Origin of the sequence: Mycobacterium sp., from assembly GCF_052144515.1 — a bacterium.
In the GTDB taxonomy this organism is placed as follows: domain Bacteria; phylum Actinomycetota; class Actinomycetes; order Mycobacteriales; family Mycobacteriaceae; genus Mycobacterium.
This window is the reverse complement of the sequence record NZ_JBKQQD010000401.1, coordinates 1-10,832: the sequence shown is the minus strand read 5'-3', so window position 1 is coordinate 10,832 and position 10,832 is coordinate 1. Positions and strand designations below refer to the sequence as shown.

The following is a 10,832-nucleotide window of genomic DNA, read 5'->3' as shown; positions in this document are numbered from 1 at the left end:
CGGACCCGACCGCCAGGCAGTACCAGCACCTCGACCAACAATGCCGTCCACCACACACCACTTCGGGCACACCAACCACACCGGCAACCCGCCCCGCAGAGGGCACTACATCAGCAGCGTCCTAGCGGTGCGGCCACATCAGGGGGCAGCGTCCCCACCGCCGGTGCTTCGTCGAAGATGCCGGGCTGTCTGTCGGGGTACCCAGGGCTGTATCGCGATGCGTAACCGATCAGGCGGTTGAACTGCATCTGCGGGTGCGCGATTCGGTCGTTCGCGCGGGCGATCTGCGCCCAGCTCACCCGCTCACCGTCGTTGTAGGCGGGGTGCAAAACACGCGCGTAGGCGCCGAAAGTGGCCGGGACGAGCGACCCGACGTCCACCGCAAAGCCGCGGATGCTCTCAGTAAGCCACTGCGCCGGACGGAGATCGTCGACGACGACCAGCGCACCGACCGCAACCACGTCATTGACTCCGGGTTGGCTAACCCTCCAGCTTGTAGCCCAGCCCGCGCACCGTAACCAGGTGCACCGGATTGGCCGGATCGGCCTCGATCTTGGACCGCAGCCGCTTCACGTGCACGTCAAGGGTTTTGGTGTCGCCGACGTAGTCGGCGCCCCACACCCGATCGATCAGCTGGCCGCGGGTCAGCACCCGCCCGCTGTTGCGCATCAGGTATTCGAGTAGGTCGAATTCCTTGAGCGGCAACGTGATCGTGTCGCCGTTGACCGAAACGACGTGGCGCTCGACGTCCATCCGCACCGGCCCGGACTCCAGCACTCCGTCGCTGATCTCGGAGTCGTCGTCGCCGCCACGGCGGAGCACCGCCCGGATCCGGGCGATCAACTCACGTGCCGAATAGGGCTTGGTCACATAGTCGTCGGCGCCCAGCTCCAGACCGACCACCTTGTCGATCTCGCTGTCGCGCGCGGTCACCATGATCACCGGCACGCTGGAACGGGCCCGCAGCTGCTTGCACACGTCGGTGCCGGACATGCCGGGCAGCATCAAGTCGAGCAGCACGATGTCAGCACCGGCGCGGTCGAACTCGGCGAGCGCCGACGGCCCGTCGGTCACCACCGTGGCCTCAAAGCCCTCCTTGCGGAGCAGAAACGCCAGCGGATCGGCCAGCGACTCCTCGTCCTCCACGATCATCACACTGGTCATCGTCGCGACTCCTTCTCATCGCTGCGCTCTGCAGCGTCGTGTGCGCGGGTCATCGACTTAGTTCTTCCTCTCGTTGTGACCTATTGGACCGTATCTCACGGCCCTGCGGTTGCTCGGGATGCTCGCTCACGTCCTGATACATCGGCAGGGACAACGTGAACGTCGAACCGGTTCCAGGCTTGCTCCACACGCCGATGCTGCCGTTGTGGTTGGCCGCCACGTGTTTGACGATGGCCAGCCCCAGCCCGCTGCCGCCGGTGGCGCGCGAACGCGCTTTGTCTCCCCGGAAGAACCGCTCGAAGACCCGCTCCTGGTCCTCGAGCGCGATCCCGATACCGCGGTCGGTGACGGCGATCTCGATGTTGTCACCGCGGCGGCGACGGCTGATCGAGACCAGTGATCCGCGTGGCGAATAGGCAATCGCATTGGACACGAGATTGGCCAGCGCGGTCACCAGTAGGGTTTGGTCCCCCAGCACCTGCAGGCCGCTTGGCGCATCGGTGCGAACCTCGATATCGGCGTTTTCGGCAGCTACCTTGTGGCGTGAAATCGCTTCGGACACAATGCTATCGACTTCAACATCGGTCACATTGGGCAACCGCTCGGCCCCCTGCAGCCGGGACAGCTCGATCAGCTCTGCGACCATGTCTCCCAGGCGGTTTGCCTCGATGAGCACCTTTTCGGCGAACCGGCGCACGGTGTCGGCGTCGTCCGCCGAAGCGAGCAGCGCCTCGGCGAGCAAGGCCATGGCGCCGACCGGGGTCTTGAGCTCATGGCTGACGTTGGCCACGAAGTCACGCCTAGCCGCCTCCATGCGCGCATAGTCGGACTGGTCATGGACGAAGACCACGGCAAAGCGGCGGTCTTCCTCGCTCAGCAGCCGGGCATGCCCGTGCACCGACAGCCCCGGCCGGCCGCCACCCGGGCGCCGTCCGGGTGAGAGGTCGAACTCGACGTCGTCGCCACCCATCGCCTGCTGCGCGGCCCGCCAGGCCTGGTCATCGAGCTGCCGGTCGCGCACCAGCCCCAGCTCTTTGGCCCGCTCGTTGAGGTAAACCACGTCCTGATGGGTGTCGACGACGGCGGCGCCCAGTGGCATCAACGCGACGATGCGTTCCAGCATCTGCGAGACGGTGATCCCCGCCCACTCGGAGGCCACCCGTTGGCGGCGCACCACTACCCGCTGCGACAGCCGGGTTCCGACCGCAACACCTACGGCCAGACCCACTGCCGACAACACCCCGGCCAGCAACAGCGCCGAGAACACAGTCACAATCAAAATCCTACAAATCCGGTGAACGCCGCCCTAGCGGAGCGAGGCCAAAATCGGACAAGTCACACTTTGCGCTACAGGTGTTCCGCTGCTGTTCATGGGATGTTTGGAAAACAGGGGTTTCTCGCCCTTCGGGCGACACTGCGACGACTTTACCCGCGTCCTTGATTAGCTACCGCGGCGGCACCGGCGGCGGCCGCCTCCGGGTCGAGGTAGGTACCGCCGGGCAGCACCGGGCGCATATCGGTGTCCAAGTCGTAACGCAGCGGAATGCCCGTCGGGATGTTCAGCCCGACGATCTCGTCGTCAGACATCTGGTCCAAGTGCTTAACCAGCGCGCGTAAGGAGTTGCCGTGCGCGACGATCAGCACCGTCTTACCGAACCGCAGGTCCGGCACGATCACGTCGGTGAAATACGGCAGGAACCGGGCCACCACGTCGGCCAGGCATTCCGTCAGCGGGCCGCCGCCGATGTCGGCGTAACGCGGATCGCCGTCCTGGCTGAACTCGCTGCCCTTTTCGATCAGCGGCGGCGGCGTGTCGTAACTGCGCCGCCAGGCCATGAACTGTTCTTCGCCGTAGCGCGCCTTGGTCTCGGCCTTGTCCAGGCCCTGCAACGCGCCGTAGTGGCGCTCGTTGAGCCGCCAGCTGCGCCGCACCGGAATCCACAGCCGGTCGGCAGTGTCCAGGGCCAAGTGCGCGGTGGTGATCGCGCGTCGCAGCAGCGACGTGTAGAGCACATCGGGCGCCAGGTTGTGCTCGGCGATCAGCTCGCCGCTTCGCACCGCCTCTGCCCGGCCCTTTTCGGTCAGCCCGACGTCGACCCAGCCGGTGAACAGGTTGAGGGCGTTCCATTCGCTCTCGCCGTGGCGGAGCAGCACCAGCGTGGCAGTGTCTCCCATGCCGGCTAGTCTCTCACGCACCCGCCCTGAGTCATCCCGGGTCATCCTCCTCGTCGTCGATCAAGTGCGCGAACGCCTGCAGGTTCTTCAGCGACTCCCCGCGAGACACTCGCCACTCCCACTCTTTTTGAATCGAGGACCGAAAACCCAACTCCAGCAACGTATTAAAGTCCGAGTCCACCGCTTCGAGCACCTGCCCGAGTACCCGGTCGATCTCGTCGGCGTCGACGGAGGCCAGCGACATCCGACCCACCAGGTAGATGTCGCCGACGTTGTCCAGCGTGTAGGCGACCCCGTACAGCCGGCGGTTGCGCTTGAGCAGGAATCGGTAGACGCCCTCGTGGTTCTCGTCGGGCTTGCGGCAGACGAACGCCTCGACGCGCACGGAATGCTCGCCGATGCTCAGGATCGTGCTGGTCTTGAGCCTGCGCTCGCCGGGCAGCTCCACGACCAGCCCGGACGGCCCGCCGTGCGCGCCCGGGTGTTCCGAGTAGCTCAGCTGGCTGGCCTGCAGCGCATCCTCGATCACGGCCTGCACGGAGGTCATCGGTGCCGCTCTCCCCCGCAAGCGGGTGGGGGTACCTCCCACTTGTGGGGGCGTGCCCCCACCTCATCGCTCCGCTCTGCATCGTCGCCGGCGCGCGGGGTCATGGTCACGCGTCCACACCGCGGCGCGAGGCCCACCGGCGGGGCTTGCGCATCGACGCCCGGTCGCGAAACCGGCGCTGCCGCTCGGCGGTGAAGTCGCGGATCGCACGCCGATAGCTGGCCAGCAGCGCGTCGGTGGTGTGTTCCCAGGAGAACGTGGCCGCGTGTGCGGCGGCGGCGCGGCTCATCGCCTGCGCCTGCGGCGCGCCCAGCCGCAGCAGCTGGTCGAGCGCGTCGGCCCACTGACCGACCTCATGCCCGGCGACCAGGGCGCCGGTGATCCCGTCGCGCACCGCGACCGGCAGCCCGCCGACCGCGGCCGCCACCACCGGTGTGCCGCAGGCCTCCGCCTCGACGGCGACGAGCCCGAACGACTCCGAATAACTCGGCACCGCAACCAGATCGGCCGCCTGGAACAAGGTGGCCAGGTCCGCGCGGGACTGCGGCGGCAAAAATGTCACCCGCTGGCTGATGCCGAGTTCGTGGGCGAGGCGCACCAGGCCGTCCGGCGAGGACAGACCGGTGCCCGACGGGCCGCCGGCCACCACCACGCGCACCCCCGGCAGCTTCGCGGCGGCGCGCAGCACGATGTCGGGCGCCTTCAGCGGCTGGATGCGTCCGACGAAGGCCACCAGCGGGTCCTCGAGCGGGAGTCCCAGCGCGGCCCGGGCAGCCCGCCGATCCCCCGGGCGGAACACGTCCAGATCGACACCGGGATACACCACGTCGATTCGCGCGGGATCGGCATGGTGCAGCGAAATCAATTGTCTCGCTTCATCATCGGTGTTGACGATCAGCCGATCCGCCTCGTCGACGACCTGCTGCTCGCCGACCGTGCGCAGCGGCGGCTCGGGAGCGTCACCCTCGGCCAGCGCGGCGTTCTTCACCGCGGCCAGCGTGTGCGCGGTGTGCACCAGCGGCACCGCCCACCGGTCGCGGGCCAGCCACCCGACCTGGCCGGACAGCCAGTAGTGCGAGTGCACGATGTCGTAGTAGCCCGGTTCGTGGGCCGCTTCGGCGCGCAGCACCCCGGCCGCGAACCCGCACAGCTGGGTGGGCAGGTCGTATTTGTCCAAGCCCTCGAACGGTCCCGCCACCACGTTGCGCACCAGCACGCCGGGCGCCACCCGGATGGTCGGCGGATCGGCGGACGCGGTCGCCCGGGTGAAGATCTCCACTTCGATGCCCCGGCGCGCCAGGTGCAGCGCGCTCTGCAGCACGTAGACGTTCATGCCGCCGGCGTCGCCGATGCCCGGCTGGGCCAGCGGTGAGGTGTGTACCGCCACCACCGCGACCCGGCGCGGCGCATTCACTGCGGCAACGGTTCGATTCGATGGCAGGAAACTGTCGTCACGCCGCACACTGTCATCTTTACAGGACCGGTGTCCAAGCGGCTCAAACGTGCGGGTCGCGCGTGGTTAAGCAGAAGACTCCGGGGCGGCGTCGGACAGCCGCGAATCCAGTGCTCCGGCGCGGCGCATCGCGCTCAGCGGATCGGCGTAGAGCCCGCCCAGCGAGACAATCCCCGCCCCGGCTTCCTGTACCCGGTTGCCGAAGACAGTGACGCGGATGTCGCGCGGCGGCAGCACCGAGCGTGCGGTGAACGCCGCGGCCACCTCCTCCATCCCCTCCGGGTATTCGGTGAATCCCTGGCCGCCGACCACCAGCTCGTCGGGATTGAGCAGGTCACGCAGTAGCGCGACCGCCTCACCCAGCACCCGGGCCCGCTCCGCCAGCAGCTCCGTGGCCTGCCGGTTGCCGGCCCGAGCCACCCGCAGCAGGTCGGTGATCGCGGTGGCGGACCCGCCGGTACGGGTTGTCGGTGCGCCGGGCAGAACCCGCAGTCGGCGCGCGGCGGCCAAAACCGCCTCATCGCTGACGGTGGACTCCAGCTGGCCGGTGCCGCCGAGCAGCTCGGAGTGGACCGGCAGGGGCGCGATCGTGCCGGGGCCGCTGGCCGGGCAATGCACTCGCCCGCCGATCACCAGCGCGTAGCCCACCGTTTCGCGGGCGTAGACGTACAGGCTAGTCGGTGAGCTCGGCGCGAACCGCCGCATGCCGAGCAGCAGCTCGGCGCCGGCCATCGCGTCGACGTGGGATGCCACCGACACCGGCAGACCCAGCGCGTCGGCCAGCACGGGCCCCACTGGTGCCTGCCGCCAGCCCAGCCGGGCGTGGTCGACATGCCCGGTGGCGCTGTCGACGGCGCCACCGATGGCCACGCCGACCCACAGCGGCCGGCGCCGATGCCAGCGCCTCAGGTACCGCGCGGCGCTGTCGGCCAGCGACGCCAGGGCCGGCCCCGCCGCATTGAGCGGTGTCGGGGTCTCGACCGTGTCGAGCGTGCGGCCGAACAGGTCGGTAGCCACGATGCTGGTGGTTCGCGCGCCGATATGGATGCCCAGCGTCACGAAGGGTTCGTGGTTGACCTCCACGGGCACGCGTGGGCGCCCGATGGCCCCGGAGACCGCCAAGTCGGCGCGCTCGCGCAGCAGACCGGCCTCGAGGAGGGCGATGACCTGGCGGTTCACCGTCGCGATGCTTAGCGAGGTGACCCCGGCGATGACGTCACGGCCAACCGGGCCGCGCAACCGCACGGCACGGAAGACCGTTGCCGCCGCTGAGTCTGACAGGTGCAGCGACGGCGGCATGATCTGGCGGTGTGACCGCAGCTGGCCCTTGTGGCCGGCTGCGCGGAGGGATGAATGGTGGGTAAGAGCAGTGGTGCGCACGGGCGTCCTTTGATCCGAGTTCCTATGGCCGGTCTTGGCCGCACTTGCTGAAAGTCAGGCGCGGCAAAGTGCGCGGCAATAACACTCACAGGCCGCGGAAAGGCACGCGGCCGTGGTGTTGAACAAGGCCCTGTGATGCACAGGAGAAATTTAGCACGTTTATTAGAGTTGTCTGGGTGACTTCATCCGATCGAAACGCACGAGTTGCTGTGGTAACCGGAGCCAGTTCCGGAATCGGCGAGGCGACCGCCAGAACCCTTGCGGCCCTTGGGTTTCACGTGGTCACCGTGGCGCGTCGCAGAGACCGGATCAGTGCGCTGGCCGACGAGATCGGCGGAACCGCCGTTGTGGCCGACGTCACACACGACGACGCGGTGGCGGCGCTGGCGAACGAGTTGGGCCGGGTCGATGTGTTGGTCAACAACGCCGGCGGAGCACGCGGACTGGAGTTCGTCGCCGACGCGGACGTGGAGCACTGGCGATGGATGTGGGAGACCAACGTAATGGGCACGTTGCGGGTCACCCGAGCGCTGCTGCCCAAGCTGATCGATTCCGGCGACGGCCTGATCGTGACCATCACCTCGATCGCGGCGATGGAGGTTTACGACGGCGGCGCCGGCTACACGGCGGCCAAGCACGCCCAGGGTGCGCTGCACCGGACACTGCGCGGCGAGCTGTTGGGAAAGCCGGTGCGGCTCACCGAGATCGCCCCGGGCGCAGTCGAAACCGAGTTCTCTCTGGTCCGCTTCGACGGCGACCAGAAGCGCGCGGGCGCCGTCTACACGGGCATCACACCGCTGACGGCAGGCGACGTCGCCGAGGTGATCGGGTTCGTGGCCTCGCGGCCCTCCCACGTCAACCTGGACCAGATCATCATCCGGCCGCGCGACCAAGCGTCAGCGGGCCGGTTTAACCGCCGGGGCTAGACGTCGCTGTGGTTGTCGGGGTCGTGGTCGTGGGCGTGCCCGACAAGCTGGGCGCGGTCGACGGTGTGACCGGCGCGGTTACCGGAATCTGACTTGCCGGCGGATGTGCGTTGGGGGGTGGCAGCGCCGACATCGCCACCCAGGTATCCCAGTCGACGGCCCAGTCCCAGATGTCGCCATCGGAGTAGGACAGCTGGATCGAGCTGCCGGTCACCTCAACCGGGTCGCCGTAGATCGCGCTGCTGTAGTACTCCTGGGCGTCACCCGTCGACAGGTTGATGCAGCCGTTGGTGACGTTGGTGTTGCCCTGCGCGCCCGCGCTCATGGGGTTGGCGTGGATGAACTCGCCGTTGTTGGAGATCCGCACCGCCCAGCGTTCGTGAGCATTGCTGTAGCCGGCGGCCGGGTTGGACATGTAGAAGTCGGAGTATTTCTCGGTGACCACGTGAATGCCGTTGCGGGTCACGTTGCGCGCCTTGTCGGCCTCGCCGTAGCTACACGGAAAGTCCATGATGACGCCCGCGTCGGTGACCACCTGGATGCGGTGCGACGTGACCTCGGCTTTGACGACCTGCCGCCGGCCGATCTGGAAGTGCAACGAAATGTCCTGGTCGCCGAAGGCGCCGTCGCCGAACGGCACCCCGTAGAGCTTGGCGTCGACGTTGACCTTGGTGCCCGCCGGGTAGTACACGCGGGAGCGGTAGTGGATGCGGGCGCCTTGCGCCTCGTCGGGCAGCCACGCCCAACTGCCCTCGACGGGCGGGTCGGTGGTGATGGTGAGAGCTTTCTCGACGGCGGCTTTGTCGCTGATCGGTGCGTCGAACTGGATGATGATCGGCGCCGCGACTCCCACGGTCTGGCCGTCCGCCAGCTGGAAGCCCCCGCCGATCTTCTTGGTAGGCGTCACGGTGTTGAACTTGCCCTTCAGCGCCATCGCCTTGCCGTCGTGGCCGACGGCCGAGCCGCTCCACGTGTAGGTCGCGTCGTACCCCAACGGTTCGGTGATCGTGTAGACGGTGCGGTCCTGGTTGAACGCGCCGGCCACGACCTTCCCGGACGAACTCGTCAGCGCGACGTGCTGCAGCCAGCCGTCGCTGACCTGGACGCTGACCGGCGCGACCGGTACCACGTCGGCGGCCGCGTCAGCCGGCTGGAACGTCAGGTGGGGTGATGGCGGCGTCGGCTTGACCGCCTGCGTGATCGATTTGGGCGAGCAGGCCGCCAAGACGGTCGGCGCAAACACCCCGACCCCAAGCGCCGCCAGGGCCAGGCGCCGATTGATCGGCCCCTGTCCGTTCGAAGCGCTGGAGGTGTTCACGACATCCAAAGATACCGGGCGCGACGGCCCCAAAATGCCTGCCGCCCCGCCACAACGCGCCGTGCCCAGGCGTTTTCGCGCCAAAATCGCCGCTACAACACGCACCCAACCAGGACGGGTTCGGGTTTGAGTGTGATACCAAACACGTCGCGGACGCCGTCGCGGACGGTGCGGGCGAGTGTGAGCACGTCCTCGGCTGTGGCACCGCCGCGGTTGGTCAGAGCAAGCGCGTGTTTGGTGGACAGCCGGCAGCGAGCATCGTCGTCCGGATAGCCCTTGCCGAAGCCCGCGCGCTCCACCAGCCAACCGGCGGCCAGCTTGACGCCGTCCGGTGCCGGATAGTGCGGCACCTCTCCATCGAACCCGTCGATCCTGCCGGCCAGCCGCTCGTAGACCTCCGCAGCGACCACCGGGTTGGTGAAGAACGACCCGACGCTCCAGGTGTCGTGGTCGGCAGCGTCGAGCACCATGCCCTTGCGGGCACGCAGGGCCAGCACGGCCTCACGAACCGCTTGCGGGTCGGCGCGCTCGCCGCTGACCGCATCGAGCGCGGCCGTCAGCTCGCCGTAGCGCAACGGCGCGCTACGACCCCTCGCGTCCAGCGCAAACTCGACCTCCAGCACCACGGCGGGAATCTCGAGGCCGCCGGGATGCTTGAGCACGCTGGTCCGGTAGCCGAAGCCCAACTCGCTGCCGCGAACCCAGCGCACCTCGCCGCTGCTGCGATCCAGCAGCCTGACCCGGGTGATGGTGTCGGACACTTCCGCGCCGTAGGCTCCCACGTTCTGCACCGGCGTGGCCCCGGCCGATCCGGGGATGCCGGACAGGCATTCCAGCCCGCCCAGACCGTGCTCGATCGCGCTGATCACCACGTCGTCCCAGACCGCGCCCGCCTCCGCGCGCACCAGGTTGCCGTCGACCGTGATCGCGTTGTTGGCCAACCGCACCACGGTCCGGTCGGTCAGGGTATCGGCGATCAAAAGGTTGGAGCCGCCGGCAATCACCAGTGGGCTCTGGGCCTGAGCGTCCAGCTGCCGCAGCACGGCGACCACCTGGTCGCTGGTGGCACAGGTGATGACCCGGCGTGCGACCGGCCCGATCCGGATCGTGGTCAGCGGCGCCAGCGGCACCGATTCGGCGACGTGCACACCGGCGAAGAGCGAGCCGGCGGCGCTCTGATTCATGGCCCGTAACGGTAGCCTGGCCTGCTATGCCGCGTTCATTCGACGTGTCCGCCGACTACCACGGCAGCGTCCTGGAGATTCACCGGGCCTTCACCGAGGCCGACTACTGGCTCGCCAGGCTCGAGTATTCCTCTGTCGACGAATCGAAGCTGGAGTCGTTGCGGGTCGGTGGTGAATCCGGAAACGACGGCACCATCGATGTGGTCACCCTGCAAGTAATGCACCGTCACAACCTGCCGGGCGTGGTCACTCAGGTGCACCGCGGCGATCTGTGCGTCAGGCGCGAGGAGACCTGGAGCCCGCTCACCGATGGGACCACAACGGCCTTCATTCGGGGATCCATCCTCAACTCTCCGGTGAGCGTCGCGGGTACCGCCGTGCTCTCTTCGCTCGCAGCGTCAGGTGGCACCAGGCTGGACGTCCAGATGACCGTCCATGTCCGTATCCCGCTGATCGGCGGCAAGCTGGAGAATCTCGTTGGAACACAATTGACCACGTTGGTGGCGGAGGAACAACGCTTCACCACGATGTGGCTCGACAGCCGCGCCTGAGTTGGCCGCCCGTCGCCGGGCCTAGGCCCAATTGCCCAACTCCTCCTCACGCCGCACAGCGGCGCGCATCGTCGCCGGGCCTAGGCCCAATTGCCCAACTCCTCCTCACGCCGCACAGCGGCGCGCATCGTCGC

Annotated in this window: 11 protein-coding genes; 2 read left to right on the top strand and 9 right to left on the bottom strand. The window is 68.0% G+C overall.

Annotation, left to right across the window (positions count from 1 at the left end; all coding sequences use genetic code 11):
* Positions 1 to 110 precede the first annotated feature (110 nt).
* From ACLP9N_RS26525 to ACLP9N_RS26495, 7 genes are all read right to left on the bottom strand, one after another.
* Positions 111 to 461: a hypothetical protein gene (locus ACLP9N_RS26525; RefSeq protein ID WP_442410170.1), complete on the bottom strand. Its 351-nt coding sequence runs from the start codon at positions 459 to 461 to the stop codon at positions 111 to 113.
* A gap of 19 nt (positions 462 to 480) precedes the next feature.
* Positions 481 to 1,164, bottom strand: coding sequence for a two-component sensory transduction protein RegX (gene regX / locus ACLP9N_RS26520; protein WP_085235602.1), 684 nt, complete (start codon positions 1,162 to 1,164; stop codon positions 481 to 483).
* Positions 1,165 to 1,213: 49 nt separating this feature from the next.
* A complete protein-coding gene (locus ACLP9N_RS26515) occupies positions 1,214 to 2,437 on the bottom strand; it encodes a sensor histidine kinase (RefSeq protein WP_442410169.1) in 1,224 nt (407 codons plus the stop codon).
* Positions 2,438 to 2,589: 152 nt separating this feature from the next.
* Positions 2,590 to 3,339 carry a phosphoglyceromutase gene (locus ACLP9N_RS26510; RefSeq protein WP_442410168.1) on the bottom strand — a complete coding sequence of 250 codons (750 nt, stop codon included), beginning with the start codon at positions 3,337 to 3,339 and terminating at the stop codon, positions 2,590 to 2,592.
* 31 nt (positions 3,340 to 3,370) lie between these two features.
* Complete coding sequence (locus ACLP9N_RS26505) at positions 3,371 to 3,886, bottom strand: YbjN domain-containing protein (protein WP_442410167.1); 516 nt, start codon at positions 3,884 to 3,886, stop codon at positions 3,371 to 3,373.
* A 106-nt stretch (positions 3,887 to 3,992) separates the two neighbouring features.
* Complete coding sequence (mshA, locus tag ACLP9N_RS26500) at positions 3,993 to 5,348, bottom strand: D-inositol-3-phosphate glycosyltransferase (RefSeq protein WP_442410166.1); 1,356 nt, start codon at positions 5,346 to 5,348, stop codon at positions 3,993 to 3,995.
* A gap of 57 nt (positions 5,349 to 5,405) precedes the next feature.
* Complete coding sequence (locus tag ACLP9N_RS26495; protein ID WP_442410172.1) at positions 5,406 to 6,638, bottom strand: ROK family protein; 1,233 nt, start codon at positions 6,636 to 6,638, stop codon at positions 5,406 to 5,408.
* Between the two features lie 257 nt (positions 6,639 to 6,895).
* Between ACLP9N_RS26495 and ACLP9N_RS26490 the strand changes: the two genes are divergently transcribed.
* Positions 6,896 to 7,645: an SDR family oxidoreductase gene (locus tag ACLP9N_RS26490; RefSeq protein WP_442410165.1), complete on the top strand. Its 750-nt coding sequence runs from the start codon at positions 6,896 to 6,898 to the stop codon at positions 7,643 to 7,645.
* Here ACLP9N_RS26490 and ACLP9N_RS26485 read toward each other — a convergent pair.
* Entirely contained in the window at positions 7,629 to 8,999 is a 1,371-nt protein-coding gene (locus ACLP9N_RS26485; RefSeq protein WP_442410171.1) for a L,D-transpeptidase, read from the bottom strand. The two genes, ACLP9N_RS26490 and ACLP9N_RS26485, sit on opposite strands and share 17 nt — an antisense overlap.
* Before the next feature lie 56 nt (positions 9,000 to 9,055).
* On the bottom strand, positions 9,056 to 10,147 hold the full coding sequence (locus ACLP9N_RS26480) for a UDP-N-acetylmuramate dehydrogenase (protein ID WP_442410164.1): 1,092 nt from the start codon (positions 10,145 to 10,147) through the stop codon (positions 9,056 to 9,058).
* A gap of 26 nt (positions 10,148 to 10,173) precedes the next feature.
* On the opposite strand from ACLP9N_RS26480, the gene ACLP9N_RS26475 reads away from it, so the two are divergent.
* On the top strand, positions 10,174 to 10,698 hold the full coding sequence (locus tag ACLP9N_RS26475) for a DUF2505 domain-containing protein (protein ID WP_442410163.1): 525 nt from the start codon (positions 10,174 to 10,176) through the stop codon (positions 10,696 to 10,698).
* The last annotated feature ends 134 nt before the right edge of the window (positions 10,699 to 10,832 follow it).

Bases quoted from the DNA above. Each gene is read 5' to 3' on its own strand.
- regX (WP_085235602.1), bottom strand. From the start codon at position 1,164: ATGACCAGTGTGATGATCGTGGAGGACGAGGAGTCGCTGGCCGATCCG.
- ACLP9N_RS26510 (WP_442410168.1), bottom strand. From the start codon at position 3,339: ATGGGAGACACTGCCACGCTGGTGCTGCTCCGCCACGGCGAGAGCGAA.
- ACLP9N_RS26505 (WP_442410167.1), bottom strand. From the start codon at position 3,886: ATGACCTCCGTGCAGGCCGTGATCGAGGATGCGCTGCAGGCCAGCCAG.
- ACLP9N_RS26495 (WP_442410172.1), bottom strand. From the start codon at position 6,638: ATGCCGCCGTCGCTGCACCTGTCAGACTCAGCGGCGGCAACGGTCTTC.
- ACLP9N_RS26480 (WP_442410164.1), bottom strand. From the start codon at position 10,147: ATGAATCAGAGCGCCGCCGGCTCGCTCTTCGCCGGTGTGCACGTCGCC.
- ACLP9N_RS26475 (WP_442410163.1), top strand. From the start codon at position 10,174: ATGCCGCGTTCATTCGACGTGTCCGCCGACTACCACGGCAGCGTCCTG.